Raw genomic sequence first — 26,966 nt, forward strand, 5'->3', positions numbered from 1 at the left:
GAAACGCAGAGATCGGGGCTGGGTCAGGCAGAGCGCCGACAGCCCATGCTCGTGACGCGCACGTAGTCCACGTGTCGGCGTCGAACGAGCATCGGAAGCATGGGCCCAGAGTAACGCTCTCCGGCCTGGCTTCCGGTGCCTCTTCCGTCACACTCCCGGGGCTCGGCCCGGTACCCCGCCGGTCATGCTCCCGGGGCGTCGCCCAGTGCCTCGTCCAGCAGTGCGCCCCACTGGGCCACCACCCGTTCCCGGCGGCCGGCGTCGTCCGTGAGGAGGTTGGCGAGGCCCAGGCCACGGGCCATGTCCAGCAGGCCCTGCACGGTCTCCCGCACCCCGGGCCGGGACTCGTCGGCGCCCAGCAGATCGACCGCCATACGGTGGGTCTCCCGGCCGACACGGGCCTCCAGTTCCGTCACCCGCGGGCCCAGCTGCTCCTCGCTGGAGGCGGCGACCCACAGATGCAGGGCGGCACGGAACAGCGGCCCGGTGTAGAGGTCGACGAGGGCGGCGACCACCGCGCGCCGGTCGGCGGCACCCTCCGGGAACAGCGCCCGTATCGCCGTCGTGCGCTCCTCGGCCATGTACTCGACGGCCCCCGTGAACAGGTCCTCGCGGGTCGGGAAGTGGTGCTGGGCGGCGCCGCGGGAGACGCCCGCGCGCTCGGCGACCACGGAGACGGTGGAGCCCGACCAGCCGCGTTCGGCGAGGCACGCCACCGCCGCCTCCAGGAGCCGCTGCCGGGTGGCCCTGCTGCGGTCCTGCTTGGGAACGCGGTCGGCCGTGCTCACACCACCCATACGGGATCCCGTCTCTCGAGGAAGGCCGTCATCCCCTCGCGGGCCTGCGGGGAGGCGAACAGCCGGGCCGAGAGCGCGGTCAGGTCGGCGGCGTCCCGGTCGAAGGTCTCCAGCACAGTAGCCGTGAGCAGCCGTTTGGTCTCGGCCAGGCCCTGGGGCGAGGCCCGGCGCAGTCCGTCGAGCACGGGCGCGAGGACCTCGTCGACGTCCGTGCCCGAGGCCGTGAGCAGTCCGGTGCGTACGGCCTCGGCGGCGTCGAAGCGTTCGCCGGTGAGGTAGTAGCGGGCGAGCGCGCGGGGGTCCGTGCGGGGCAGCAGGGGCAGGGAGATCACGGCGGGGGCCACGCCGATGCGGACCTCGGTGAAGGCGAAGGTGGCGTCGGTGGAGGCGACCGCGATGTCGCAGGCGCCCAGCAGGCCGAGGCCGCCCGCCCGTACGTGCCCGGTCACCCGGGCGACGACGGGCGTGCGCAGCTCGACGATCTGCCGCAGCAGCCCGACCAGTGCGTCGGGGTGCGGCGGGTCGCGCAGGTCGGCGCCCGCGCAGAAGGTGTTGCCGGTGTGGGTGAGGACCACGGCGCGTACGTCGTGGTCCTTGCCACAGCGGGTGAGCGCGTCCGTCAGGCCCTGGACCAGCTCGGCCGAGAGCGCGTTGCGGTTGCCGGGCGAATCGAGGGTGAGGGTGGTGATGCCCCGGTGGTCGGCGGCACGGACGGACATGGCTCCTCCTGGTACGTGCGACTCGATGCGGCCTCGTACGACCTCGTAGGGACGTACGGCCGTACGGCCCAGGTCCTGTCGTCAAACTGCCGTCGTCCGCCCGGAGGGCGGGCTCTGCGGCGGCGTGGGGCCCCTCCCGCTCGAGCGAAGCCGAGAGTGGGGGAGCGTGCATGGCGTCGCGGGGCAGGCGGGAGTTTGACGACAGGGCCTAGTAGGACTTCGGCAGGCCGAGGCTCTGGTGGGAGACGTAGTTGAGGACCATCTCCCGGCTGACGGGCGCGATCCGGGACACGCGTGCGGCCGTGATCAGCGAGGCGAGTCCGAACTCGCGGGTCAGGCCGTTGCCGCCGAGGGTGTGCACGGCCTGGTCGACGGCCCGTACACAGGCCTCCCCGGCGGCGTACTTGGCCATGTTGGCGGCCTCGCCGGCGGCGATGTCGTCCCCGGAGTCGTACAGGAAGGCGGCCTTCTGCATCATCAGCCGGGCCAGTTCGAGGTCGATGTGCGCCTGGGCGAGGGGATGCGCGATCGCCTGGTGGGCGCCGATGGGCTGCTTCCAGACGGTGCGGTCGCGCGCGTACTCGACGGCCCGGGAGATCGCGTAGCGGCCCATGCCGATCGCGAAGGCGGCGGTCATGACGCGCTCGGGGTTGAGACCGGCGAACAGCTGGAGCAGCCCGGCGTCCTCGTCGCCGACGAGGGCGTCGGCGGGCAGCCGTACCTCGTCCAGGGTCAGTTCGAACTGCTTCTCCGCGCTGCTGAGTTCCATGTCGATCGGGCGGCGCTCGAACCCGGGCGTCTCGCGCGGGACGACGAACAGACAGGGCTTGAGCTTCCCGGTGCGGGCGTCCTCTGCGCGGCCGACGATCAGGGTCGCGTCGGCGATGTCGACGCCGGAGATGAACACCTTGCGGCCGCTCAGCACCCAGTCGGTGCCGTCGCGGCGGGCGGTGGTGGTGATGCGGTGGGAGTTGGAGCCGGCGTCGGGTTCGGTGATCCCGAAGGCCATGGTGCGGGTGCCGTCCGCGAGGCCCGGCAGCCACTGGCGCTTCTGCTCGGCGGTGCCGAAGCGGGCGATCACGGTGCCGCAGATGGCGGGCGAGACGACGAGCATGAGGAGGGGGCAGCCCGCGGCGCCCAGTTCCTCCAGCACGATGGACAGTTCGGCGATGCCGCCGCCTCCGCCCCCGTACTCCTCCGGGAGGTTCACGCCGAGGTAGCCCAGCTTGGCGGCCTCCGCCCACAGCTCGGTGGGGTGGCGGCCCTCGGCGACGACCGTGGCGAGGTAGCCGCGGCCGTAGCGCTTGCCTAGGGCGGAGACGGCGGATCGGAGTGCCTTGTGCTCTTCGGTTTCTGCGACAGGGGTCATGGAACCTCCTCGGAGGACGGTCAAAGGGCTTGTACGACGGCGAGCAGGGTGCCGACCTCCACCTGCCGGCCGGGGGTCGCGTGCAGGGCCGTGAGCGTGCCGCTGACGGGCGCCGTGATCTTGTGCTCCATCTTCATCGCCTCCAGCCAGAGCAGGGGCTCTCCGGCCTGCACGGACGATCCGACGGCCAAGCCCTCGGCGACGCGTACGACGGTGCCCGGCATCGGCGCGAGCAGGGAGCCGGGGGCGTGGTCGGGGGCCGGTTCCCGGAAGCGGGGCAGGGCGGTGAGGGCGGTGCCGCCGGCGTACACCTGGTCGCCGTACCGGCTCACCGCGAACTTCCGCCGCACCCCGGCCACTTCGAGGATCACGAGCCGGGCGTCCGCGTGCACGACGCTCACCCCGTCGGCCGTCAGGCCCTCGCGGGTGTGCCGGTAGCGCACCTCGTGCTCCTCGCCCGCCACGAGGTACCGCTTGACCTGCTCCTGGGACGGCAGATTGCGCCAGCCGCCGAACCGCGAGCGGCCGTGCGCGTCGGCGAGGGCGGCGGCCAGCGGCGCGTACGGGTCGGAGGCGGGCTCGGTCAGCGCGCTCAGATGACGGTCGTAGAAGCCCGTGTCCATACGGGCCGTCGTGAACTCCTCGTGGCGCAGGGACCGTACGAGCAGATCCCGATTGGTCGCCGGGCCGTGGATCTCGGCTCGCTCCAGGGCGCCCGCGAGCCTGCGGACGGCCTCCGCGCGCGTGGGGGCGTGGACTACGGCCTTGGCGAGCATCGGGTCGTAGTGGACGCCGATCGTGTCGCCGTCGGTGTACCCGGTGTCCAGGCGCACGTCCGGTACGGCGAGCCGGTGCAGGGTGCCGGTCTGCGGGGCCCAGCCGTGCGCGGGGTCCTCGGCGTAGAGGCGGGCCTCGATCGCGTGGCCGTGCGCGCGGGGCCGCTCGCCGTCGAGCGCGGCGCCCTCCGCGACCCGGATCTGGAGCGCCACCAGGTCGATCCCGAACACCGCCTCCGTGACGGGGTGTTCCACCTGGAGCCGGGTGTTCATCTCCAGGAAGTGCGCCCGGCCGTCCGCGACCAGGAACTCCACGGTGCCCGCGCCCACGTAGTCGACGGCCAGGGCGGCGCGTCGGGCCGTCTCCTCCAGGGAGTCCGCGAGTTCGGGGGTGAGGCCCGGCGCCGGGGCCTCCTCGATCACCTTCTGGTGGCGCCGCTGGAGCGTGCAGTCGCGGGTGCCGAGCGTCCACACCGTGCCGTGGGTGTCGGCGAGGACCTGCACCTCGACATGGCGTCCGCCCTCCACATACGGCTCGACGAAGACCTCGTCGTCACCGAAGGCGGCGAGGGCCTCGGCGCGCGCGGCGGTCAGCTCGGCGTCCAGGTCGGCCAGGTCCCGTACGACCCGCATGCCGCGTCCACCGCCGCCGGCCGCCGCCTTGACCAGGACGGGCAGATCCTCGGCCGTGACCGTGGCCAGGGGCTCCAGGCCCATCAGCTTCTTGGCGCGGGTCTTGGAGGCCATCGCCTCGATCGCCTCGGGCGGCGGCCCGATCCAGGTCAGACCCGCGTCGAGCACCGCGCGGGCGAAGCCGGCGTTCTCGGACAGAAAGCCGTACCCGGGGTGCACGGCGTCGGCGCCGGCCGCGAGCGCCGCCTGAACGATCAGGTCGCCGCGCAGATACGTGTCCGCGGACGCCGACCCCGGCAGCCGGACCGCCGCGTCGGCCACGCGCGCGTGGAGCGCGTCCGCGTCGGCGTCCGAGTGCACGGCGACCGTGCGGATGCCCAGCTCACGGCAGGTACGGACGATGCGGCAGGCGATCTCGCCGCGGTTCGCCACCAGAACGGAATCAATCACGGGGCCTCACATCCGGAAGACGCCGAACCCGCCACGCACGCCCTCGTAGGGCGCCGTGTGGATCGCGGACAGGCACAGGCCGAGCACGGTGCGGGTGTCGCGGGGGTCGATGACCCCGTCGTCGTACAGCCGCCCGGACAGGAACATCGGCAGGGACTCGGACTCGATCTGCTGCTCCACCATCGCGCGCAGGGCGGCGTCCGCGTCCTCGTCGTAGGGCCGGCCCTTGGCGGCCGCGGACTGGCGGGCGACGATCGACAGGACGCCGGCGAGCTGCTGGGGGCCCATCACGGCGGACTTGGCGCTGGGCCAGGCGAACAGGAAGCGCGGGTCGTAGGCGCGTCCGCACATGCCGTAGTGCCCGGCCCCGTACGAGGCGCCCATGAGCACGGACAGATGCGGGACCCGGCTGTTGGACACCGCGTTGATCATCATCGCGCCGTGTTTGATGATGCCGCCCTGCTCGTACTCCTTGCCGACCATGTAGCCGGTGGTGTTGTGCAGGAAGAGCAGCGGGATGTCGCGCTGGTTGGCCAGCTGGATGAACTGGGCCGCCTTCTGCGACTCCTCGCTGAACAGCACCCCCTGCGCGTTGGCCAGCACCCCGACCGGATAGCCGTGCAGGGCCGCCCATCCGGTGCACAGGCTTCTGCCGTACAGCGGTTTGAACTCGTCGAAGTCGGAGCCGTCGACGATCCGGGCGATGACCTCGCGCGGGTCGAAGGGCACCTTCAGATCGCCGGGCACGATCCCGAGGAGTTCGTCCTCGTCGTACTTGGGAGGGACGGCGAGGCCCGGATCGGGTTGCGCCTTGCGGTGGTTGAGGCGCGCGACCACCCGGCGGGCCTGGCGCAGGGCGTCCTGCTCGTCCACGGCGTGGTAGTCGGCGAGGCCCGACACGCGCGCGTGCATCTCGGCGCCGCCCAGGGACTCGTCGTCGCTCTCCTCGCCGGTGGCCATCTTCACGAGCGGGGGTCCGCCGAGGAAGACCTTGGCCCGCTCCTTCACCATGATCACGTGGTCGGACATGCCGGGGATGTAGGCGCCTCCGGCGGTGGAGTTGCCGAAGACGACGGCGACGGTGGGGATCCCGGCGGCGGACAGCCGGGTCAGATCCCTGAAGATCGCACCGCCCGGGATGAAGATCTCCTTCTGGGACGGCAGGTCCGCGCCCCCGGACTCCACCAGGCTGATGCAGGGCAGCCGGTTCTCCAGCGCGATGCCGTTGGCCCGCAGGGCCTTCTTCAGGCTCCACGGGTTGCTGGCGCCGCCACGGACGGTGGGGTCGTTGGCGGTGATCAGGCACTCGACGCCCTCGACGACACCGATCCCGGTGACGAGCGAGGCGCCCACCGTGTGCTCGCTGCCCCAGGCTGCGAGCGGCGACAGCTCCAGGAACGGGGTGTCGGGATCGAGGAGCAGCTCGATCCGCTCACGGGCGAGGAGCTTGCCGCGTGCGCGGTGGCGCTCCACGTACTTCTCGCCGCCGCCCGCCAGTGCCTTGGCGTGTTCGGCGTCCAGCTCGGCGAGTTTGGCGAGCATGGCCTCGCGGTTGGCCCGGTACTCCGGGCCGCCCGTGTCCAGGGCCGAGGCAAGGACGGTCACAACAGGTCCTCCGGTATGTCCAGGTGGCGGGCGCGCAGCCATTCGCCCAAGCCCTTGGCCTGCGGATCGAAGCGGTGCTGCGCGGCGACGCCCTCGCCGAGGAGCCCCTCGACGACGAAGTTCAGGGCGCGCAGATTCGGCAGGACGTGCCGTACGACGGGCAGTCCGGCCGTCTCCGGCAGGAGTGCCCGGAAGCGGTCGACGGTGAGCGCCCGGACGAGCCACCGCCAGGCGGCGTCCGTGCGCACCCACACCCCGACGTTGGCGTTGCCGCCCTTGTCACCGCTGCGGGCCCCGGCGACCACACCGAGGGGCGCGCGCCGGGTCGGGCCCGGGGGCAGCGGCTCGGGCAGGGGCGGCTCCGGTACGTCGTCGAGTACGCGGGTGTCGTGGACGCCCGGCACCGGGATCCGCCGGCCGTCGTGGAGCACCGCGGTGTGCTCGACGGCATCGCGGTCTACGTAGGCGGCCTCGAAGACCCCATAGGGGGAGCCCTTTCCCGGTGGGGCGACCACATGGAAGCCGGGGTAACTCGCGAGCGCCAGCTCGATCGCGGCACCGCTGAGCGCCCGGCCCACCGCCTCCTGGGCGGGGTCGCGCACGACCAGCCGGAGCAGGGCGCTCGCGGTCTCCTCGGTCGGGGCGTCGGGGTGGTCGGTACGAGCGAGGTCCCAGCGGATCTGCGCGGGCCGGGACTTGGCCCCCGCCAGGGCCGCGTCCATCTGGTCCCGCACGTACGCGGCCTTGGCCTCGATGTCGAGCCCCGTCAGCACGAAGGTGACCTCGTTGCGGAAGCCGCCCAGCCGGTTCAGGCCCACCTTGAGGGCCGGGGGCGGCGCCTCCCCGCGTACGCCTTCCACCCGTACCCGGTCGGGTCCCTCCTGGGTGAGCCGGACCGTGTCGAGGCGGGCGGTGACGTCCGGGCCCGCGTACCGGGCGCCGGCCGTCTCGTACAGCAACTGCGCGGTGACCGTGCCGAGGTCGACGACACCGCCGGTGCCGTCGTGCTTGGTGATGACGCCGCTGCCGTCCTCGTGGAGTTCGGCGAGCGGGAAGCCGGGGCGGCGCAGCAGCGCGGGCGGGTGCTCGGCGAAGAAGGCGTAGTTGCCGCCGGTGGCCTGGGTCCCGCACTCCAGGATGTGCCCGGCGACCACGGCGCCCGCCAGCCGGTCGTACTCCTCGGGTCCCCAGCCGAAGTGGGCGACGGCGGGCCCGGTGACCAGCGCGGCGTCCGTGACCCGCCCGGTGACCACGACGTCGGCGCCCTCGCGCAGACAGGCGGCGATGCCCTGGCCGCCGAGGTAGGCGTGGGCGGCGAGCGTACCGGGGTGCGCGGCCGTGAGGTCGTCGCCCTCGACATGGGCCACGCGTACGGGGATGCCGAGGCGGCCGGCCAGCTCCCGTACGGCGTCGGCGAGTCCGGCGGGGTTGAGGCCGCCCGCGTTCGTCACGATGCGCACCCCGCGCGCGTGGGCGAGGCCGAGGCACTCCTCCAGCTGGCCCAGGAAGGTGCGCGCGTAGCCCCCGGCGGGGTTCTTCAGGCGGTCGCGGCCGAGGATCAGCATCGTCAGCTCGGCTAGGTAGTCGCCGGTGACGACGTCGAGCGGGCCGCCGGTGAGCATCTCGCGCAGGGCGTCGAAGCGGTCGCCGTAGAAGCCGGAGGCGTTGCCTATCCGCAGGGGCCTCACGCGGCGTCCCCCTTCGGCGCCCGCCCGGCCCCGGGCGGGCCCGCGAAGGCCTGGGCGATGTCCAGCCAGCGGTCGGCGTCCGGGCCCTCGGCCCGCACCGCGAGGTCGGCGCGGTGCGCGCGCCGGGTGACCAGCAGACAGAAGTCCAGCGCGGGGCCGGTCACCCGCTGGGGGGCGTCCTCGGGGCCGTAGGTCCACAGGGCGTCCCCGGAGGGTGCGACCAGCTCCACCCGGAACTCCTCGCGCGGGGCGCTCAACTCCCTTACCGCATAGGCATAGTCACGCGCCCGCACGCCGATGCGGGCCACATGCCGCAGCCGGTCGGTGGGGGTGCGCACCACACCCAGCGTGTCGGCGATGTCCTGCCCGTGCGCCCAGGTCTCCATCAGCCGGGCCGTCGCCATGGAGGCGGCGGACATGGGCGGGCCGTACCAGGGGAAGCGGCTGCCGGCGGGGGCGGCGCGCAGGGCGCGGTCCAGGGCGGCCCGTCCGCTGCGCCACTCGGCGAGCAGCCGTGCGGGCGGCAGTGCGGCGCCCTCGCGCGCGGCGTCGTCGACCCAGGTGCCGGGCGAGGCGAGCGCCTTCTCCACCTCCTTCGCGAACCCCTCCGCGTCGGTGACGGAAAGCAGCGCGGCGCGGTCCGTCCAGGCGAGATGCGCGATCTGGTGGGCGACGGTCCAGCCCGGGGCGGGCGTGGCGAGCCCCCAGGGCTCCTCCCCCAACTCGGCGACCAACCGGTCGAGTTCCTCGCTCTCCCGGCCCAGATCGTCGATCACTGGCGATGCGTCGGACACGATGCGCTCCCCTCCGGGGACGACGGCGTGCGTGGCGGTGCGCTGAGGAGCATGGCAGCGGGCCCGGAAACAATCAAGCATGCTTGCATTAATTTGATCTCCACATCCCGCCACCTGTGCGTGCGGATGCGGCTACTCTCAGTGACTGGAGGTGGTCGGTGTGCGAAGCCGTGAACTCGACCCGAGTGCGTCGCCGTTGGACTACTACGGCTATGAGCTGCGCAGGGCACGCGAAGCAGCGGAGCTCACGCTGGCCCAGCTCGGGTCCGCAGTCTTCTGCACCGGGTCACTGATCGGCCAGATCGAGACGGCGGCGAAGGTTCCACAGCGGGACTTCTCCGAGCGGCTGGATGCGGCGCTGGGGACGGACGGGTTGTTCTCGCGGTTGGTGGGGCTGGTGTTGCGGAGCCAGTTGCCCAGCTGGTTTCAGCCGTATGCGGAGATGGAGCAGAAGGCCGCGTACATCTCCACGTATCAGTGCCAGTTGGTGTACGGCCTTCTTCAGACAGGGGCTTACGCGCGGGCGGTGCTCGGAGCGCGGGAGGAGGGCGACCTCGACGCCAAGGTGGCTGCTCGCCTGGAACGCCAGCGCATCCTGGAACGGGAGCAACCGCCCGTCACGTGGGTGGTGCTGAGCGAGGCGGTCCTGCACCAGGAGGTCGGCGGCCGGGAGGTCATGAGGGAGCAGCTGTCCCACCTGTTGACCTTGCAGAAGCGCCGGTGGCTGGATGTGCAGGTGCTGCCGTTCGAGGCTGGGGCGCACACCGGATTGATGGGCTCATTCAACCTATTGCGCTTCGTCAGCCACCCGGAAATCGTCTACACCGAGGACTTCGTCCAGGGGCACATGACGGCCAATCCGGAAGCCATCAAGGAGGGTTCGGTCCGTTACGATCAACTGCAGGCTGCTGCCCTCTCCTTGACGGACTCGGCGGCACTGATCGCCCGCGTGATGGAGGAGCGTTATGGGAACGAACCTGGACCTGACGGGCGCGACATGGCGTAAGTCCTCGTACAGCGGTGACACCGGCGGTGATTGCGTCGAGGTCGCCGACCTCACCCTCCACATCGCCATCCGCGACTCCAAGAACCCCGGCGCCGGAGCCCTCGCCGTCACCTCGCACGCCTTCGCGGCCTTCGTCAAGGCCGCTGCTGACGATCTTCTCCGCTGAGCCAGCCTCTCCCACCGGCCGAAGCAACGCACGACGAGGGGGCGACATGAGAACGAACCCGGATCTCACGGGCGCGACCTGGCGTAAGTCCTCGTACAGCGGCGACACCGGCGGCGAGTGCGTCGAGGTCGCCGACCACAACCCCCACATCGCCATCCGCGACTCCAAGAACCCTGCGGCCGGAGTCCTCACCATCACTCCGCACGCCTTCGCGACCTTCGTCAAGACCGCCGTCGACGATCTGCTCAGCTGAGGACGCGTCACCCGGTCACAGCGAGGTGAGGCGTGCCATCTCCTCCTTCGAGAGCCGCAGCGCGCCGGCCGCCACGTTCTGTGCGAGGTGGTCCGGATCACCGGTCCCCGGGATCGCCAGAACGTGCGGCCCTTGCTGCAGGATCCAGGCCAGCCGGACCTGCGCGGGGGACGCACCGTGCGCGCGGGCGACGGCGCACACCGCCTTGCTGTCACCGGGAGCCGGACCCTCTTCGCGGCCGGGACCAGCGATCGCGAAGAACGGAACGAAGGCGAGCCCGAGTTCACCGCAGAGCCGCAGCAGCGCCCGGTCCTCGCTCGCCGCACCGATCCCGTATGCATTCTGCGCGCAGACGACCGGGGCGATGGTCTGGGCCTCGATCAGTTGCTCCGACGTGACGTTGGAGACGCCGAGGTGGCGGATCAGCCCGGCGTCGCGCAGCTCGGCCAACGCACCGAAGTGCTCGCTGATCGATCCGGTCCGCCGGCTCGGCGGCACGCGCAGGTTCACCACGTCCAGGTGATCCCGGCCGAGTTGACGGAGGTTCTCCTCGACCTGGCTGCGCAACTGCGCCGGTGTGGCCCACCACCACGCGCCCGAGGGATCACGGCCCGGCCAGACCTTGGTGGTGATGACCAGGTCCTCCGGGTACGGCGCCAGCGCCCGGTTGATCAGCTCGTTGGTCGAGCGCGTCGCGGAGAAGTAGAACGCGGCGGTGTCGATGTGGTTCACGCCGAGTTCGACCGCCCGCCGGAGCACGCGGATCGACTGCTCGCGGTCACGCGGCACGCCGCGGTCGAAGGGCGCGGTGCCCGTCAGGCGCATCGCGCCGAACCCGACACGGTTGACGGTCAGGTCACCGAGTTGCCAGGTTCCGGCGTCTGCTGCGGTGTTCGTCTGTGGGCTCATGACATGGCTCTCCTCTTGCGGGCTGGGAACGGGGAACCGCGGGTGGGTGCGGCGGGTTCAGGCCGCTCGGCGGGGCGGGCGCCTCGAAGCGGGTCCGGCAGTGCCGGGACAGGGCCCGGGGCATGAAAAAAGCCTCCCCGGTGGATGGGAATCCGCGCCGAGAAGGCTGCCCTGCTGGCCAATATTCTAGCAGCGCAGAGCAGCGGGGCCGGGTGTTCCCAGGTCCTGCTGGACCAGGCTGCAGTCGTATCCGGCGGCCGGGCTCAGCCACCGCGCTCACGCAGTGGCACAGGCGCCGTCGCTGGCGTCTCGGCCAGGGAACTCACAGCAAGGACCCCGGGCTACACGCAACGCTCAGGTTCTTCCGGCAACTGCCAGCCATTTCCTAGGTTTTCACAGGGCCCGTTTGCTCCTTCTTGCCGAAGCGGGCCGGGAGGGGCGTGTACTCCTCGCGCCCCTGTTCTGGCTGGCGGCCCGCCGGTTCTCCGGCTCCATCAAGGACGTCTCCCGGGAGGGCCGGGTCGCCGACGGCGCGATCACCTCCGTGGTGGAGGAGTCGCTCGACAACATCGTCCTGACCCAGGCCTACGACCGCAGGGACGCCGAACGCAGGCGGCTGCACGAGGAGGCGAACGCCTGGTTCCGCGCCTCGGTCCGCTCGACGCGGCTCAACGAGGCGTACGAGCAGCTCGTGCAGGTCATCGAGACGGTGTGCGTGCTCACGGTGATCGGCATCGGCGCATGGGAGATCTCCACCGGCCGTATGACCCTCGGCCAGCTCCTCGCCTTCGCCGCCTTCCTCGGCTATCTCTACCCGCCCGTCCGCGGCCTCGCCCAGCTCGGGCTGACGGTCAACGCGGCCACGGCGGGCGCCGAGCGGCTGGTCGAGATCCTGGATGTACGGCCCTCGGTGGGCGACCCGGCGCGCTCCCCGGACACCCCGCTCGGCCGGCCCGACGGCGCCGTGGAGGTGCGGGACCTGTCCTTCCGCTACCCCGGCACGGACAAGGCGGCCCTGGCCGGACTGTCCTTCTCCGTCCGGCCCGGCGAGCTGGTGATCATCACGGGGCCGAGCGGCGCCGGCAAGTCCACCGTCTCCAGGATGCTGCTGCGCTTCTACGATCCCGACTCCGGCACGGTCCTGCTCGACGGAACCCCGATCCGCGACTTCCCGCTGGCCCGGCTGCGCGAGTACGTCACGCTGCTGCCGCAGGAGACCCTCGTCCTGCACGACACCGTCCGCGCGAACATCGCCTGCGGGCGGCCCGGCGCGAGCGACCGGGCGATCGTCGAGGCGGCGCGGGCGGCCGACGCGCACGACTTCGTCATGAAGCTGCCGGACGGCTACGACACCAAGGTCGACCCCAACTCGGCGCGGCTGTCCGGCGGCCAGCTCCAGCGTCTGGCCATCGCGCGCGCCATCCTGCGCGACGCGCCGGTCCTCGTCCTGGACGAGCCGACGACCGGCCTGGACGCGATGGCCGCCCGCCGGGTGGTCCGGCCGCTGCGGCGCCTGATGACCGGCCGGACCACGATCGTGATCACGCACGATCTGAATCTGGCGCCGGACGCCGACCGCATCCTCGTGGTCGACCAGGGCCGGATCGTCGAGACGGGCCGGCACGACGAACTGCTCGCCCGGGGCGGGGCCTACGCCCGGCTGCACCGGTCGCAGAACAACGCGCTGATGGACACGGGAGAGCTACGGCTGCCGCTGTTCACGGAGCCGGCGGCGGCTCCCGCCGGGGGTCCGGTGGGGTACGCGGGGGCGGAGGCATATCCGAGCTGGGCTGCCCAGTCCCAGTCCCAGTCCCAGTCCCAGTCCCAGTCCCAGTCCCACGCCCACCCCCACGCCTTCGAGTACACCGGCGACCCGGCCGACGCCGGGGCCCATCACCTTCCCGGCCAGTTTCCCGACGGCCGTGCTCTCTTCCGTGACGAGCTTCACGAAGGAGTCCAAGATGGGTTCCAAGGCACCTACCAAGACGGGTTCCACGAGGGGTTCCACAACGGGACACACCCGTACGGCCACGGAGGCTGATCCCTCCCGGTCCACCCGGTGCGCCCGGTTCCCTGGTTCTCCCGCGACAGGCTCGTTTAGGGTTCACACACCTGACCGAGTCCACTACCCTCGACTCCCGAGTGCAGCACACTGCACACGACGTATCGAGTCCCCTGGAAGGCCCCGTGAACCCCGCCAGCGCCGCCTCCTCCTCCCCGGTCCCGGCCGCGACCGCACCGGAACGCGCGCCGTCGGCGTCCGGCGGGCCTGGCCGTCGCGGTTCCCTCGGGCCGGTGGGGCTCGTGCTCGCCGGAGGCATCTCCGTGCAGTTCGGCGGGGCGCTCGCGGTGAGCCTGATGCCGCGGGCCGGCGCGCTCGGTGTGGTCACCCTGCGGCTCGTCGTGGCGGCCCTCGTCCTGCTGCTGGTCTGCCGGCCCCGGCTGCGCGGGCACTCGCGCGCCGACTGGGGCACGGTGGTGGTCTTCGGGATCACCATGTCCGCGATGAACGGCCTCTTCTACCAGTCGGTGGACCGCATCCCGCTGGGCCTCGCGGTGACGATGGAGGTCCTCGGCCCGCTGGCCCTGTCCGTGTTCGCCTCCCGCCGTCTGGTGAACCTTCTCTGGGCGGGCCTCGCCCTGGCCGGTGTCTTCCTGCTGGGCGGCGGCGGTTTCGGCGAACTGAACGCGGCGGGGGTCGGCTTCGCCCTCGGGGCGGGCGCGATGTGGGCGGCGTACATCGTCTTCAGCGCCCGTACCGGACGGCGTTTCCCCCAGGCCGACGGGCTGGCGATGGCGATGGCGGTCGCCGCGGTGATGTTCATGCCGCTGGGGATCGCCGAGTCCGGCACGAGACTGCTCGTACCGACGACCCTCGGGCTGGGCGCGGGCGTGGCGATGCTCTCCTCGGTGCTGCCCTACACCCTGGAACTGCTCGCCCTGCGCCGGCTGCCCGCCTCCACCTTCGCGATCCTGATGAGCCTGGAGCCGGCGATCGCGGCGACCGCCGGCTTCCTGGTCCTCGGCCAGTCCCTGACCGCCACCCAGGCGGCGGCGATCGCCCTGGTCATCGCGGCGAGCATGGGAGCGGTCCGCACCCAGACCCGCCGCGCCGCGCCTCCGGTCGAACCCGCCGCCTGAGGCACCTCCGGTCACCGGTCCGGGTGGGTCAGCTCCATGTCGTAATCGCTCCGCCCGGGGCCGTCCAGGGACAGCGAGGTGGCCACGGGCGCGTATCCGCTGGCGGTCACCGTGTACTCACCGCTGTCCAGATCGGTGAAGGCGTACGAGCCGTCGTCGTCGGTGATCGCCGTGCCCGCGACATTGCCGGCGGCGTCCACCAGCGTGACCCGCGCGTCGGGCAGCGGCCGACGGCCGGCCCCCGCACGCACCGTGCCCTGCAGTACGGCACCGCGGCTCAGGTCGACATCGAGGCGGGTCACGTGGTCACCCACCTCCACCGGCAGCGCCACCGGCCGGTAGGCGGCGGCGCTGACCGCCACGGTGAAGGTGCCCGCGACCAGCTCGTCGAAGGTGAAGGCGCCCGACTCCCCGGTCGTGTGCGTGACCAGCACCTCGCCTCGGACGTCAGTGACGACGACCATGGCTTCGGCCACCGGCTTCCCGCCGTCCGCGTCGCGCACCACTCCGGTCAGGCCGCCAGCACCCGACAGGACCACGTCGTGGCTGAGCGGTTCCTCCCCCACGACCAGGGTGGACGCCTGCGGCTGACGCCCGTCGGCCGCCGTGATCAGCACGTAGCTGCCGCCGGCCGGAGCGGTCAGTGCGTATCCGCCGTCCGGGCCCACATGGGCGCGGCCCAGCTGTGTGCCCTGCAACGAGATCAGGGTCAACGTGGCCGCTCCGACCGCGGTGCCCGTGCCGTCGCGCACGAATCCGTGAACGACCGTGCCGGTCATGCCGTTCAGGGGAGCCTCCCGACCGGACGAGCCTGAGTGCGCCGCGGTGTACCCGGTGGCCGGCTGCCCGACAGCGGCGGTGCCCGCACCCACGAGCTGCGGCTCCGGTTCCGGTTCCCGGACCGTGGCCTGGGTGCTCCCCGCCGCGACGGGCGAGGCGGCCGGCTGTCCCGGCCGGTTGCGGATGAGGACGACGGCTGCCGCGCCGCCTGCCAGGATCGCCGCACCCGGGATCAGCACGGCCAGGTGCAGTGCCCCGGAGAACGCCTCGCCGACGGCTGCGGTGATCGTCTCCCGTAGAGCGCGGGAGACTCTGGACGGGGGCGCCCCGCTGCTGACGGCGGCGGTCAGCTTCTCGGCGACGGACGGCCGCAGACCCCGGTCCGTCAACCGGTCGGGAAGTCGGGACGTCAGCCCGCTGGTGAGGATCGTCCCGGTGACGGTCGCCCCGAGCGTGCCGCCGACCTGGCGGAACAGGTTGACGGTGCCGCTGGCCATGCCACCGTCGGCGTGCGGCACGCTGATCACCGACACCGCGGTGACCGGGGGAAGGATCAGCCCTGCCCCGGCCCCGAACATCGCCATCAGGACCCCGGTGGTCGCCAAGGACGTCGACGGGTCCTGGTACATCATCAGCAGGTTGCCGGCCGCGGCGAGCAGCGCACCGATCCCCAGCGTCGCCTTGAAGCCGATCGCACGTGCCAGCGGAGCGGCCACGAAGCTGAAGACCACGTAGGCCAGCATCAGCGGCAGCAGCAGGAGACCCGACCTGAGGATCGTCTCGTGCCGGACCCGCTCGAGGTAGAGCACCTGAGTGAACGCAGTGGCCACGAATCCGTACTGCGCGATCAGCGCGACCACGTTGGCCGTGGCGAACGACCGGATGCGGAACAGCCGCAGCTTCAGCATCGGTGTGCGCGTACGCGCCTCGACCACGACGAGCGCCACCAGCGCCAGCGCGGCCACGACGAACGCGCCCACGGCCCGGGCCGACCCGAAGCCCGAGTGGCCGCCGTCGATGACGCCGTAGTTGAGAGCGCCGATGGCTGCCACCCCGAGCACCAGGCCCGGGGGATCGAGATGGCGGCCGGGGTGCCGGCTCTCGGCGACGAAGCGGGGGGTGAGGAGCAGCACGACGGCCGCCAGGACCACGTTGACGAGGAACACCGCGTGCCAGGAGTAACGCTCGAGGATCAATCCGGCGGCGATCGGGCCGGCTCCCAGGCCGATGCCGGAGACCGCGGCCCAGATGCCGACCGCCCTGGTCCGCTCGTGCGCATCGGTGAACAGGTGGGTGACGATCGACAGGCTGTTGGGAAGGACCGCCGCCCCGCCCAGACCCATGATCGCCTCTCCGGCGAGGACACCGGCCGAACCGGAGGACAGGAAGACGGTCAGGCTTCCCCCGCCCAGCAGGAACGCGCCGAGGGCGAAGATCCGGCGGCGTCCCACGATGTCGCCGACCGTCCCGGCGGACAGGACGAAGCTGGCGACCATCACGGAGTAGAGGCTGGCCATCCAGACCAGGGTCGAGCCGGGGACGTGCAGGTCCTGCTGGATCGGCGTCAGGATCGCTGTCGTCTGCGTGATGTTGACGAACATCACCATTTGCCCGAGACAGGCGACGAGGAGTCCGATCCACCGCCGTCGCGCCTGCTGGGTGTCAGCGGTCGCCCGGGCGGCAGGCACCTCAGCGGCGTGGCTGGCCATGCACAATCCTCTCCAGGTTGGTCCGGATTTCAAACTTCCACGCCGACCAACCTAGCAAGCTGAGTACCGAAAGCAAACTCAGCTGAAGAGGGGTATGTCACGGCTGGGGCGCACCGGCCTCACCGGCGGGACATGTACAGGTTCAGCGCCTTGTGCAGCAGGCGGTTGAGGGGGAAGTCCCACTCACCCAGGTACTCCGCCGCGTGGCCGCCCGTGCCGACCTTGAAGCGGAGGAGGCCGAGGAGGTGGTCGGTGTCCTCCAGGGTGTCGGTGATACCGCGCAGGTCGTAGACCGAGGCGCCGAGCGCGTGGGCGTCGCTCAGCATCCGCCACTGGATCGCGTTGCTCGGCTGCACCTCGCGCCTGCGGACGGTGGAGGCGCCGTAGGAGTACCAGACGTGGGTGCCGACCGTCAGCATCGTCGCGGCGGCCAGCACCTCGCCGTCGTGATGGGCGAGATAGAGCCGCATACGGTCGGGGTGTTCCGCCGTCAGCGCGGTCCACATCCGCTGGAAGTACGGCAGCGGGCGCGGGACGAAGCGGTCGCGTTCGGCGGTCTCCGTGTAGAGGGCGTAGAAGGCCGGCAGATCGTCGTAGCCGCCCTGGACCACCTTCACGCCCGCCTTCTCGGCCTTCTTCACATTGCGCCGCCACTGCTGGTTGAGGCCGCGGTGGAGGTCGTCCAGGGTCCGTCCGGCGAGCGGCACCTGGAAGACGTACCGGGGCTGTCCGGCCGCGAAGCCGTCCTCGCCGCCCGGATCCGTCTGCCGCCAGCCCATGCGGCGCAGCCGGTCCGCCAGCTCCGCGGCGCCCGGGTCCTCCTCGGTCGCGGGCACGTCCCGCAGCCGCCGCGCCGCCGGGTCCGCGATCGCCGCCTTCACCGCGTCCGCGCTCCAGCGGCGTACGACCACGGGCGGGCCCGTCTTCACCGAGAAGGCGCCGCGGCCCTTGAGATACCCGAGCAGCGGCTCCAGCCACCGCTCCAGGTCCGGCGCGTGCCAGTCGATGAGCGGGCCCTCGGGCAGATACGCCAGACTCCGCCCGAGCCCGGGCAGCGGGCGCAGCAGGACCAGGCCCGCCCCGGCCGGCCGTCCGCCGCCCTCTTCGAACCAGCCGAGGCTCTCCGCCCGCCAGTCCGGCTTCACCTCGCCCCAGGACGGCACCTGCATATGGCTGGCCGACGGGCGCGCGGCGACGAAGGCCAGGTGCTCTTCGCGGGAGATCGGGCGGACACGGAGGGTCATGCGGGGCTCCTCGGTGGGACGCGGTGACACCGGCCCGAGCACAGGCACGGACCCGCTCCTCGATCCTCCCGGAGACCCGCCGGGCCTTCATCCCGGCCGGGGGGATTTCACTGCGCTGGGCTCACCCGCTATGTCCGGTCCAGGCCGTCCGCCAGGACCTCCGCCAGGTGCCGTGCCCTGCGGCCCGCCAACTGGGCCAGCTGGGTGCGGCAGGAGAAGCCGTCCGCGAGGACGACCGCGTCCCCGGGCCCCGACCGCACCGCCGGGAGCAGTTGCTCCTCCGCGCAGGCCGTCGAGACCTCGTAGTGGCCCTTCGTGAAGCCGAAGTCGCCGGCCAGTCCGCAGCAGCCGCCGCTCAGCTCTCCGGTCAGGCCGGCCGCCGCGCGCAGCCGGCGGTCGGCCGCGTCGCCCAGGACGGCGTGCTGGTGGCAGTGGGTCTGGCCGACCACCGGGCCGTCCAGCGACGGGGGTGTCCAGTCAGGGGCGTGCCGTTCCAGGGCCTCCGCGAACGTCACGACGGCCGCCGCCAGCCGGGCCGCGCGCGGGTCGTCGTGCAGGAGTTGCGGCAGGTCCGTGCGGAGGGCCGCCGCGCAGCTCGGTTCGAGTACGACCACCGGGAGGCCGGCCGCCAGGACCGGTTCCATCAGGTCGAGGGTGCGGCGCAGGACGGCGCGGGCGCGGTCGAGCTGGCCCGTGGAGACGTAGGTCAGGCCGCAGCAGACCCGGCCGTGGGACGCGGGCAGCGGGGCGCGCCGGGCCCGTACCGTCGGCGGGGGGAGCACGCGCAGGCCCGCCGCCTCCAGCACCCGTACGGCCGCCCTGCCGACGGACGGGGACAGATGCTCGGTGAAGGTGTCCGGCCACAGGACGACCCGGTCGCCGGAGGGCGTCCCGGTGCCCGCCCGGCGCCGTCGCGCCGCCTCCCGCCGCCACCACCGGCTGAACGTCTCCGTCGCCGGCCGCGGCAGCTCCCGCTCGGGCGCGATTCCGGCCAGCCGCTTGGCGAGCGCGGCGGCCGGGGCCCAGGCGGCGAGCGCGTTGGCCACCGGGGCCGTGCGGGTGCGGGCGACGGCCCGCAGCCACACCGGCAGCCACCCCATCGCGTAGTGCGCGGCCGGTCTGCGCCGTCCCGCGTAGTGGTGGTGCAGGAACTCCGCCTTGTAGGTGGCCATGTCAACGCCGACGGGGCAGTCCGTGCGGCAGCCCTTGCAGGACAGACACAGATCCAGGGCGTCCCGTACCTCCGTCGACCGCCAGCCGTCGGTGATCACCTCGCCCGCCAGCATCTCGTGCAGCAGCCGGGCCCGTCCGCGGGTGGAGTGCTCCTCCTCGCCGGTCGCCCGGAACGAGGGGCACATCACGCCCGCGCCGGACACCGTCGTCGTACGGCACTTGGCGACGCCCACACAGCGCCGGACCGCGGCCGAGAAGTCGCCGCCGTCCGCGGGGTAGCCGAAGGAGACGTCCACTGGTTCGCGGGGCAGCACCGCGAACCGCAGGTCGGCGTCCAGCGGGGCCGGGCGGACCAGCATGCCGGGGTTGAGCAGGTCGTCCGGGTCCCAGACGCCCTTCGCCCGCTCGAACAGGGCGACCAGGTCCGGCCCGTACATCGTGGGCAGCAGCTCCGCGCGGGCCTGCCCGTCGCCGTGCTCCCCGGAGAGCGAGCCGCCGTGGGCGACGACCAGTGCGGCGGCCTCCTCGGAGAAGCGGCGGAAGCGGGCGACGCCCGCCGGGGACAGCAGGTCGAAGTCGATGCGGACGTGGATGCAGCCGTCCCCGAAGTGCCCGTACGGCACCCCGTGCAGGCCGTGTTCGGCCAGCAGGCGCCGGAAGTCCCGAAGGTACTCCCCGAGGCGGGCCGGGGGCACCGCGCAGTCCTCCCAGCCCGGCCAGGCCTCCCGGCCGTCCGGTGTGCGGGTCGCGGTGCCGCTCGCGTCCTCGCGCAGCCGCCACAGCGCGCGCTGTCCGGCCGGGTCCGTGATCACCAGGGCGTCCGTGACGTCCGCCGCCCGCACGATCGCCTCCGCACGCGCGCGTGCCTCCGCCTCGCTCGCGCCGCCCGTCTCCACGAACAGCCAGGCGCCGCCGCGCGGCAGCCCCGCCGAGGCCGGCAGCAGGTCGGCGGCCATGCCCTCCACGGTCAGCGGGCCCCAGGGGAGCAGTCCGGCCGCCGCCTGGGCCGCCGCGCTCTCGTCCGCGTATCCCAGGACGGCGAGGGCCTGTGCGCGCGGCGCCTCGACGAGGTCCACGACCGCCTCCGTCAGCACGCCGAGGGTGCCCTCGGAGCCGCAGAACGAGCGGGCCACGTCCCTGCCGTGCTCGGGGAGCAGCGCGTCCAGCGCGTACCCGGAGATACGGCGCGGGAGGGCGGGGTAGCCGGTGCGCAGCAGTGCCAACTCGCCGCCGGCCAGGGCGAGCAGGCCCTCGGGGGCGCCCTTGCCCTCACGGCCCAGGGTGAGTGCCTCGCCCCGCGCGGTGAGCACCGACAGCTCGCGCACGTTGTCCGCCGTGGTGCCCCAGGCCACCGAGTGGGAGCCGCACGCGTTGTTGCCGATCATGCCGCCGAGGGTGCAGCGGGAGTGGGTGGAGGGGTCCGGGCCGAAGCGCAGCCCGTGCGGGGCGGCGGCCTCCTGGAGCCGGTCGAGGACGAGGCCGGGCCGGACCACCGCCTTGCGTGCCTCGGGGTCCAGGGCCACGATCCCGTTCATGAACCGGGTGAGGTCCAGCACCACGCCCGTGCCCGTGGCCTGCCCGGCGATCGAGGTGCCGCCGCCGCGGGCGACCACCGGCACCGCGTGTGCCCGGCACACGGCGAGCACGGCCGCCACGTCGTCCGCGTCCCGGGGGGCGGCCACGCCGAGCGGCACCCGCCGGTAGTTGGAGGCGTCCATGGTGTGCAGCGCCCGCGCCGTCGTACGGAAGTCGACGGCACCGCGCACCGCGGCGCTCAGTTCCGCGTGCAGTGCGCCGATGTCCGCGCCGGTGGCCTCCGGCCGGCGTCCCTCGGGATCCGTCATGCTCCCCAGGATGCCTCCGTAAGACGTGCGGTGACCGCTCCGGCGCCTCGGGCGCGGTCCGCCGGACCGCGCGACGAGGGCACGGGGGACCGCTCCTCCGTCGCCCCGTATTGACAGTCCGTTGGTGCAGAGTCAAACGGAATACATCCGTTCCGATCAGCAACTCACCTATAGTGACGGGCGGTTGACCAACAAGGGGCCCTTTCGATCTCCCGGCCCCCGACCTACCGCACCGCCCTGGACCTGACCGAGGCTTCCGAGGACACCATTCATGACCGCCCCCACACCGCCCGACGAACGCCCTGCCCTCCGTGCCGTCGCCCCCGCTCCGCTGGCCACCGCCGTGCTCGGGGGCCTCTTCGTCGCCGTCGTGGTCGTCATGGCGCCGAAGACGGCCCGCGTCCCCCTCGTCTGGGGCGGCGGCGCCCTGACGCTGGTGCTGTGCGCGGCGGTCGCCGTCGCCGCCCACGGCCTGCGCTCGGCCCGGCTGGCCCGGCGCCGCCTGGACGCCGCGACCCAGGACGCGGCCCAGCTGCTCCAGGAACGCGCCCGTCTCGCCGAGGACTTCAGCCAGGAGCGGGCCCGGCTGACGGACGGCTTCATCGAGGAACGCGTCCGGCTCACCGAGGGGTTCGAGCGGGAACGGGCCCGGCTCGCCGAGGAGTCGGCGCGGGAGCGCATCCGCCGGGCCGAGGAGTCCGCGCAGGAACGCGCCCTGCTCAACAGCGAGTTCGACCGCGAGCGCGACCGGCTCACCGCCGACCTCGCCCGGCTCACCGAGGAGAACGCCCGGCTCACCCGCGGCCTGCGCCGGGCGGCGAACGCCCGGGACTCGGCCGTCTCCGTCACCGCCAACGTCGCCGGCCGGATGCAGGCCCTGGCCACCGGCATGCTCGCCGACCTGCGCACGATGGAGGAGAAGCACAGCGACGAGGACGTCCTCGCCGACCTGCTCCACCTCGACCACCGCACCGCGCAGACGGGCCGCCTCGCCGACTCCGTCGCCGTGCTCACCGGCGCCCGCTCGGGCCGCCGCTGGGCGCGCCCCATCGCCATGGAGTCGATCCTGCGCGGCGCGATGGGCCGTATCAGCGGCTACCAGCGCGTCCGCGTCCACTCCGCCAGCGCCGCCGCGGTCACCGGGCACGCCGCCGAGGGCGTGATGCACGCCCTCGCCGAACTCCTCGACAACGCCGCGAACTTCTCCCCGCCGACCGCCGAGGTCCATGTCTACGTCGAGGAGGTGCCCTCCGGGGTCATCGTCTCCGTGGAGGACGCGGGCCTGGTCACGAGCGACGTGCAGCTGCGCCGCGCCGAGCGCGCGGTCTCCGGGGACGCCGACGAACTGGGCGGGCTCACCGGCACCCGGCTCGGTCTCGCGGTCGTCGGCCGGCTCGCCCGCAAGCACGGCCTGAAGGTCTCCTTCCGGCCGTCGGCGCGAGGCGGCACCGGCGTCCTGATGCTGATCCCGCAGGAGATCCTGGCCCAGTCGGCGCCCTCGCCGGCCGCCGTGCCCGGCGCGACCCCGGCCGCCGCCCCGGCGCTCGCCCCGCCGTCCGGGACCGCGTCCGAGCCGGCCGCCGCCGAGCACCGGCCCTCCTACGCCGCCGCCCGCGCCGTCGAGGATCTCGACCCCGACCCGGTCCCCACCCACGACTCGCCCCGCCCGGACACCCCCGGAACCGGAGGACTGCCCCGGCGCCGTCGCGGCCACGCCCTCGCGGCGGCCGAGCGCGCCCACCCCGCCGCCCGCGCCGAACGCGAACCGCGCACCCCCGACGACGCCAAGGCCCGGGCCGCCCGCTTCAGCAGCTTCCGCCAGGCGGTCCGCGGCACCGCGCCGGACCAGGCCGCGGTGCAGGGCACGACGGCCGAGCCCGAGGCCGTACGGGAGCCGGCGCCCGCGGATCGCGTACGGGAGCACGACACCGCGCCCGGCCCCCACGTCCGGGCCACCCCGCACGAACCGGCCGCACACCGGACACCGACCCCCGGTCCCGTACCGGACCTCGCCGCACTGGACGCGGCCGTCACCCCCTCGCACCCGGAAGGCGACACCACTTCATGACCGGCATCACGACCGCCGACGAGAAGCTCACCTGGCTCATCGAGGGACTGCTGGAGCGCACCCCCGGTGCCCGGCACGCCCTCGTGCTGTCCCGGGACGGGCTGAAGCTGTGCCGCACTCCGGAGCTGTCCGTCGACCAGGCCGACCAGCTGGCCGCGATCTCCGCCGGCATCCAGTCGCTGTCCCACGGCGCGTCCGTGGAGTTCGGCGACGGGAGCGGCGGGGTGCGCTCGGCGATGGCCGAGTTCTACGGCGGGGTCCTGTTCATCGTGGAGGCGGGCCAGGGCGCGCATCTCGCCCTGGTCACCGACGAGGACGCGGACGCGGGTCTCGTCGGGCACAACATGAGCGAACTCGTGGAGCAGCTCGGCGAGCACCTGACCGCGCAGCCGCGTACGTCATGAGCCGCCCCGGCAGGGACGACGCACCGGACCGGCTGTACACCCTCACGCAAGGGCGCAGCCGGTCCGACGCGGCCGCCCGGTTCGACCTGGTGACGCTCGTGGTGGCCGAGTGCGATCCGGTGCCGGGTATGCAGTCGGAGCACGCCGCGATCCTGCGGATGTGCGACCGGCCGACGGCGGTCGTGGAGATCGCCGCCGAGCTGCGGCTGCCCGTGAGCATCACGAGGATCCTGCTCTCCGACCTCCTGGCCGCGGGCCGCGTCAGCGCCCGTCACCCCCGCACCGCCGCACTTCCCGATCCCGACGTCCTGGAACAGGTGCTCGTTGGACTCCGCAACCTCTGACACCCGCACTCCGCTGGGTGCCCAGGCCGACAACGGCCTGAAGATCGTGGTCGTCGGCGGCTTCGGCGTCGGCAAGACGACCCTGGTCCGCTCGGTGAGCGAGATCCGCCCGCTCAGCACCGAGGAGACCATGACCCAGGCCGGCGCGACGGTCGACGACGTCAGCGGGGTCCGGGAGAAGTCCGCGACCACCGTCGCCTTCGACTTCGGCCGGATCACCCTGGACGCCCGCAATGTGCTGTACCTGTTCGGGGCGCCGGGTCAGGAGCGGTTCTGGTTCCTGTGGGACCGGCTCTTCACCGGCACCCTGGGCGCGGTGGTCCTCCTCGACACCCGGCGCATCGACGACTCCTGGTACGCCATCGACCGCCTGGAACGCCACGGGATGCCGTTCATCGTGGCCCGCAACGACTTCGGCGGCCCCCGGCACACGCCCGCCGAGGTCCGCGCCGCCCTCGACCTCGACCCGCACATCCCGCTCATGGACTGCGACGCGCGCTCCCGGGAGTCCGGCAAGCGGGTCCTGATCACGCTCGTCGAACATGTGCGGCGGCTCAGCGCCGCCCCTGCCCCCACCGCCGAACAGGAGCTGGTGTGACCACCGCCCCCGTGCCCCTCAGCGGGCCCCGGTTCCAGACCGAACCCGCCGCGCTGTACCGGGAGATGCGGCGCGAGCACGGCGCCGTGACCCCGGTCGTGCTCGACGGCGGGATACCGGCGTGGCTGGTGCTCGGCTATCGCGAGCTGCACCAGGTCACCGGCGACCCGGTGCTGTTCAGCCGGGACTCCGAGCTGTGGAACCAGTGGGACGGCATCCCCGACGACTGGCCGCTGCTGCCGATGATCGGCCGCCGGCAGCCGTCGATCCTCTACACCGTCGGCGAGCGCCACCGCGAACGCGCCGGGATGATCAGCGACGCGCTGGAGGCCCTCGACCCGTTCGAACTGCGCGGCCACGCCGAGCGGTTCGCGGACGAGCTGATCGACGCGGTGTGCGGCCGGGGCGAGGCGGACCTCGTCGCCGAGTACGCGATGCTGCTGCCCGTGCGCGTCCTCGCGATCCTCTACGGCTTCGCGGAGGAGCAGGGCCCGGGACTGGTCACCGCCCTCAACGACATGATCGACGGGCGGGAGCGGGCGATCGCGGGCCAGACGCATCTGGCCGGCTCCATGACCGAGCTGCTGGCCGCCCGGAAGGCGAGCCCCGCGAACGACGTGGTCTCCCGGATGCTCGCCGACAAGAGCGGCTTCACCGACGAGGAGATCACCCAGGACCTGATGGTGATGATGGCCGCGGGCCACCAGCCGACCGCGGACTGGATCGGCAACTCGCTGCGGCTGATGCTCACCGACGCCCGTTTCGCCGCCTCCCTCTTCGGCGGCCGCAACAGCGTCGCCGAGGCCATGAACGAGGTGCTGTGGGAGGACACCCCCACCCAGAACGTGGCGGGCCGCTGGGCCTCCCGTGACACCCGGCTGGGCGGCCGGCACATCCGGGCCGGCGACCTGCTGCTGCTCGGCCTGCAGGGCGCCAACAGCGACCCGCAGGTGCGCACCGACGGCTCCGCGCTGACCGGCGGCAACAACGCGCACTTCTCCTTCGGGCACGGTGAGCACCGCTGCCCGTTCCCGGCCCAGGAGGTGGCGGAGGTCATCGCGCGGACGGGCATCGAGGTGGTCCTCGACCGGCTGCCGGACATCGATCTGGCCGTACCCGCCGAGGCGTTGACGCGTCGTCCGTCGCCGTGGCTGCGCGGTCTCACCGCACTGCCGGTGAGCTTCACCCCCACCCCCTCCCTAGGAGGCCCTTCCGCATGACCACGATGGACAGATGCCCCATAGCCCTTGACCCCCTCGTCTCCGATCTGGACGCCGAGAGCGCCCGGCTCCGGGACGCGGGACCGCTCGCCTCCGTGATCCTGCCCGGCGGCGTCCCGGTGTGGGCGGTCACCCACCACGCCGAGGCCCGGCAACTGCTCACGGACCCCCGGCTGGTGAAGGACATCGACGTCTGGGGTGCCTGGCGGCGGGGCGAGATCGCCCCCGACTGGCCGTTGATCGGGCTCGCCAACCCGGGCCGCTCCATGCTCACCGTGGACGGGGCCGAGCACCGGCGGATGCGCACCCTGGTCGCCCAGGCGCTGACGCCCCGGCGGGTGGAGGAGATGCGGCAGCGGATCACCGAGCTGACCGAGGACCTGCTGGACCGGCTGCCCACCGACGGCCGTGAGGTCGACCTCAAGGCGGAGTTCGCCTATCCGCTGCCCATGTACGTCATCGCGGAGCTGATGGGCATCGAGAGGTCCCTGCTGCCCCGGCTCCAGGTGCTGTTCGAGAAGTTCTTCTCGACGCAGACCCCGCCCGCGGAGGTCGTCGCGACGCTCACCGAGCTGGCCGGGATCATGGCGGACACGGTCGCGGCGAAGCGCGCCGAGCCCGGCGAGGACCTCACCTCCGCTCTCGTCCAGGCCTCCGAGGACGGCGACCACCTCACCGACGAGGAGATCGTCTCCACGCTTCAGCTGATGGTGGCCGCGGGCCATGAGACGACGATCTCCCTGATCGTCAACGCGGTGGTCAATCTGTCGACCCATCCGGAGCAGCGCGCCCTCGTCCTTAAGGGTGAGGCGGACTGGTCCGCGGTGGTCGAGGAGACCCTGCGCTGGTCCACCCCCACCTCCCATGTGCTGATCCGCTTCGCGACGGAGGACGTCCCGGTCGGCGATCAGGTCATCCCCGCCGGGGACGCCCTGATCGTGTCGTACGGCGCCATCGGCCGGGACGAGCAGGCGCACGGCCCGACCGCGGGCGCCTTCGACATCACCCGGGAGACAAAGAACCGGCACATCTCCTTCGGCCACGGCCCGCATGTGTGCCCCGGGGCGGCCCTGTCCCGCCTGGAGGCCGGGGTCGCGCTGCCCGCGCTCTACGCCCGCTTCCCCGGCCTGGACCTGGCGGTCCCGGCGGACGAGCTGCGCAACAAGCCGGTGGTGACGCAGAACGACCTCTTCGCGCTGCCGGTGCGGCTGACCACTTAGAGCTCCGAAAGTCGTAGATCCTCACAAGTCCGCGTGCCGGAGGGCGTCGTCTCATC

Annotated in this window: 21 protein-coding genes and 1 pseudogene; 11 read left to right on the forward strand and 11 right to left on the reverse strand. The window is 72.8% G+C overall.

Translation table 11 applies throughout. The annotated features are described in order from the left end of the window. Positions 1-182: 182 nt before the first annotated feature. The 7 genes from ACFYX0_RS13375 to ACFYX0_RS13405 all read right to left on the reverse strand — a co-directional run bounded on the left by ACFYX0_RS13375 (position 183) and on the right by ACFYX0_RS13405 (position 8,831). Positions 183-797 (reverse strand): TetR/AcrR family transcriptional regulator, encoded by a 615-nt coding sequence (locus ACFYX0_RS13375; RefSeq protein WP_388969914.1) that lies wholly within the window; start codon positions 795-797, stop codon positions 183-185. Continuing rightward, positions 785-1,516 (reverse strand): enoyl-CoA hydratase family protein, encoded by a 732-nt coding sequence (locus ACFYX0_RS13380; protein ID WP_355907083.1) that lies wholly within the window; start codon positions 1,514-1,516, stop codon positions 785-787. The genes ACFYX0_RS13375 and ACFYX0_RS13380 overlap by 13 nt, the downstream gene beginning before the upstream one ends. Positions 1,517-1,724: 208 nt before the next feature. Continuing rightward, positions 1,725-2,885: an acyl-CoA dehydrogenase family protein gene (locus tag ACFYX0_RS13385; RefSeq protein WP_311699688.1), complete on the reverse strand. Its 1,161-nt coding sequence runs from the start codon at positions 2,883-2,885 to the stop codon at positions 1,725-1,727. Positions 2,886-2,905: 20 nt separating this feature from the next. Next, positions 2,906-4,744: an acetyl/propionyl/methylcrotonyl-CoA carboxylase subunit alpha gene (locus ACFYX0_RS13390; protein WP_388969916.1), complete on the reverse strand. Its 1,839-nt coding sequence runs from the start codon at positions 4,742-4,744 to the stop codon at positions 2,906-2,908. Between the two features lie 6 nt (positions 4,745-4,750). Next, on the reverse strand, positions 4,751-6,349 hold the full coding sequence (locus ACFYX0_RS13395) for an acyl-CoA carboxylase subunit beta (protein ID WP_388969918.1): 1,599 nt from the start codon (positions 6,347-6,349) through the stop codon (positions 4,751-4,753). Beyond that, on the reverse strand, positions 6,346-8,037 hold the full coding sequence (locus ACFYX0_RS13400) for an acyclic terpene utilization AtuA family protein (RefSeq protein ID WP_388969920.1): 1,692 nt from the start codon (positions 8,035-8,037) through the stop codon (positions 6,346-6,348). Before ACFYX0_RS13400 ends, ACFYX0_RS13395 begins: the two co-directional genes overlap by 4 nt. Then, on the reverse strand, positions 8,034-8,831 hold the full coding sequence (locus ACFYX0_RS13405) for a TIGR03084 family metal-binding protein (RefSeq protein ID WP_388969922.1): 798 nt from the start codon (positions 8,829-8,831) through the stop codon (positions 8,034-8,036). The genes ACFYX0_RS13400 and ACFYX0_RS13405 overlap by 4 nt, the downstream gene beginning before the upstream one ends. Before the next feature lie 160 nt (positions 8,832-8,991). Between ACFYX0_RS13405 and ACFYX0_RS13410 the strand changes: the two genes are divergently transcribed. From ACFYX0_RS13410 to ACFYX0_RS13420, 3 genes are read left to right on the forward strand one after another with little or no spacing between them, the layout of a single operon-like run. Further along, the gene (locus ACFYX0_RS13410; RefSeq protein WP_388969924.1) at positions 8,992-9,837 is read left to right on the forward strand and encodes a helix-turn-helix domain-containing protein; all 846 of its coding nucleotides are present in this window, start codon (positions 8,992-8,994) and stop codon (positions 9,835-9,837) included. After that, positions 9,797-10,003, forward strand: a complete 207-nt coding sequence (locus ACFYX0_RS13415; RefSeq protein ID WP_355907101.1) for a DUF397 domain-containing protein — start codon at positions 9,797-9,799, stop codon at positions 10,001-10,003. Before ACFYX0_RS13410 ends, ACFYX0_RS13415 begins: the two co-directional genes overlap by 41 nt. Positions 10,004-10,049: 46 nt before the next feature. After that, entirely contained in the window at positions 10,050-10,256 is a 207-nt protein-coding gene (locus ACFYX0_RS13420; RefSeq protein WP_388969926.1) for a DUF397 domain-containing protein, read from the forward strand. Between the two features lie 15 nt (positions 10,257-10,271). Here the strand turns inward: ACFYX0_RS13420 and ACFYX0_RS13425 are convergent, their stop codons facing one another. Continuing rightward, positions 10,272-11,165, reverse strand: a complete 894-nt coding sequence (locus tag ACFYX0_RS13425; RefSeq protein WP_388969928.1) for an oxidoreductase — start codon at positions 11,163-11,165, stop codon at positions 10,272-10,274. Between the two features lie 445 nt (positions 11,166-11,610). Between ACFYX0_RS13425 and ACFYX0_RS13430 the strand changes: the two are divergent. Then, positions 11,611-13,206, forward strand: a pseudogene (locus tag ACFYX0_RS13430) (ABC transporter ATP-binding protein); the annotation flags it as partial. Positions 13,207-13,352: 146 nt separating this feature from the next. After that, positions 13,353-14,306, forward strand: coding sequence for a DMT family transporter (locus ACFYX0_RS13435; RefSeq protein WP_388969930.1), 954 nt, complete (start codon positions 13,353-13,355; stop codon positions 14,304-14,306). 11 nt (positions 14,307-14,317) lie between these two features. Here the strand turns inward: ACFYX0_RS13435 and ACFYX0_RS13440 are convergent, their stop codons facing one another. The 3 genes from ACFYX0_RS13440 to ACFYX0_RS13450 all read right to left on the reverse strand — a co-directional run bounded on the left by ACFYX0_RS13440 (position 14,318) and on the right by ACFYX0_RS13450 (position 21,056). After that, positions 14,318-16,795 (reverse strand): MFS transporter, encoded by a 2,478-nt coding sequence (locus ACFYX0_RS13440; protein WP_388969932.1) that lies wholly within the window; start codon positions 16,793-16,795, stop codon positions 14,318-14,320. Between the two features lie 119 nt (positions 16,796-16,914). Then, the gene (locus ACFYX0_RS13445; protein ID WP_388969934.1) at positions 16,915-18,039 is read right to left on the reverse strand and encodes a lipid II:glycine glycyltransferase FemX; all 1,125 of its coding nucleotides are present in this window, start codon (positions 18,037-18,039) and stop codon (positions 16,915-16,917) included. A 128-nt stretch (positions 18,040-18,167) separates the two neighbouring features. Further along, positions 18,168-21,056, reverse strand: coding sequence for an FAD-binding and (Fe-S)-binding domain-containing protein (locus ACFYX0_RS13450; RefSeq protein WP_388969936.1), 2,889 nt, complete (start codon positions 21,054-21,056; stop codon positions 18,168-18,170). Positions 21,057-21,327: 271 nt separating this feature from the next. On the opposite strand from ACFYX0_RS13450, the gene ACFYX0_RS13455 reads away from it, so the two are divergent. The 6 genes from ACFYX0_RS13455 to ACFYX0_RS13480 are packed head-to-tail and all read left to right on the forward strand — an operon-like array spanning position 21,328 to position 26,910. Further along, on the forward strand, positions 21,328-23,124 hold the full coding sequence (locus ACFYX0_RS13455; RefSeq protein ID WP_388969938.1) for an ATP-binding protein: 1,797 nt from the start codon (positions 21,328-21,330) through the stop codon (positions 23,122-23,124). Beyond that, positions 23,121-23,528: a roadblock/LC7 domain-containing protein gene (locus tag ACFYX0_RS13460; RefSeq protein ID WP_311694571.1), complete on the forward strand. Its 408-nt coding sequence runs from the start codon at positions 23,121-23,123 to the stop codon at positions 23,526-23,528. Before ACFYX0_RS13455 ends, ACFYX0_RS13460 begins: the two co-directional genes overlap by 4 nt. Then, positions 23,525-23,872, forward strand: coding sequence for a DUF742 domain-containing protein (locus ACFYX0_RS13465; RefSeq protein ID WP_311694570.1), 348 nt, complete (start codon positions 23,525-23,527; stop codon positions 23,870-23,872). Before ACFYX0_RS13460 ends, ACFYX0_RS13465 begins: the two co-directional genes overlap by 4 nt. Then, a complete protein-coding gene (locus tag ACFYX0_RS13470; protein ID WP_388969939.1) occupies positions 23,853-24,470 on the forward strand; it encodes an ATP/GTP-binding protein in 618 nt (205 codons plus the stop codon). The genes ACFYX0_RS13465 and ACFYX0_RS13470 overlap by 20 nt, the downstream gene beginning before the upstream one ends. Beyond that, positions 24,467-25,690: a cytochrome P450 gene (locus ACFYX0_RS13475; protein ID WP_388969941.1), complete on the forward strand. Its 1,224-nt coding sequence runs from the start codon at positions 24,467-24,469 to the stop codon at positions 25,688-25,690. The genes ACFYX0_RS13470 and ACFYX0_RS13475 overlap by 4 nt, the downstream gene beginning before the upstream one ends. Then, complete coding sequence (locus ACFYX0_RS13480; protein ID WP_388969943.1) at positions 25,687-26,910, forward strand: cytochrome P450; 1,224 nt, start codon at positions 25,687-25,689, stop codon at positions 26,908-26,910. The genes ACFYX0_RS13475 and ACFYX0_RS13480 overlap by 4 nt, the downstream gene beginning before the upstream one ends. The last annotated feature ends 56 nt before the right edge of the window (positions 26,911-26,966 follow it).

It is taken from the genome of Streptomyces sp. NPDC002573 (assembly GCF_042889625.1).
Taxonomy (GTDB): domain Bacteria; phylum Actinomycetota; class Actinomycetes; order Streptomycetales; family Streptomycetaceae; genus Streptomyces; species Streptomyces gibsoniae.

Bases quoted from the DNA above. Each gene is read 5' to 3' on its own strand.
- ACFYX0_RS13375 (WP_388969914.1), bottom strand. From the start codon at position 797: ATGGGTGGTGTGAGCACGGCCGACCGCGTTCCCAAGCAGGACCGCAGC.
- ACFYX0_RS13380 (WP_355907083.1), bottom strand. From the start codon at position 1,516: ATGTCCGTCCGTGCCGCCGACCACCGGGGCATCACCACCCTCACCCTC.
- ACFYX0_RS13385 (WP_311699688.1), bottom strand. From the start codon at position 2,885: ATGACCCCTGTCGCAGAAACCGAAGAGCACAAGGCACTCCGATCCGCC.
- ACFYX0_RS13415 (WP_355907101.1), top strand. From the start codon at position 9,797: ATGGGAACGAACCTGGACCTGACGGGCGCGACATGGCGTAAGTCCTCG.
- ACFYX0_RS13420 (WP_388969926.1), top strand. From the start codon at position 10,050: ATGAGAACGAACCCGGATCTCACGGGCGCGACCTGGCGTAAGTCCTCG.
- ACFYX0_RS13425 (WP_388969928.1), bottom strand. From the start codon at position 11,165: ATGAGCCCACAGACGAACACCGCAGCAGACGCCGGAACCTGGCAACTC.
- ACFYX0_RS13440 (WP_388969932.1), bottom strand. From the start codon at position 16,795: ATGGCCAGCCACGCCGCTGAGGTGCCTGCCGCCCGGGCGACCGCTGAC.
- ACFYX0_RS13445 (WP_388969934.1), bottom strand. From the start codon at position 18,039: ATGACCCTCCGTGTCCGCCCGATCTCCCGCGAAGAGCACCTGGCCTTC.
- ACFYX0_RS13450 (WP_388969936.1), bottom strand. From the start codon at position 21,056: ATGACGGATCCCGAGGGACGCCGGCCGGAGGCCACCGGCGCGGACATC.
- ACFYX0_RS13455 (WP_388969938.1), top strand. From the start codon at position 21,328: ATGACCGCCCCCACACCGCCCGACGAACGCCCTGCCCTCCGTGCCGTC.
- ACFYX0_RS13460 (WP_311694571.1), top strand. From the start codon at position 23,121: ATGACCGGCATCACGACCGCCGACGAGAAGCTCACCTGGCTCATCGAG.
- ACFYX0_RS13465 (WP_311694570.1), top strand. From the start codon at position 23,525: ATGAGCCGCCCCGGCAGGGACGACGCACCGGACCGGCTGTACACCCTC.
- ACFYX0_RS13480 (WP_388969943.1), top strand. From the start codon at position 25,687: ATGACCACGATGGACAGATGCCCCATAGCCCTTGACCCCCTCGTCTCC.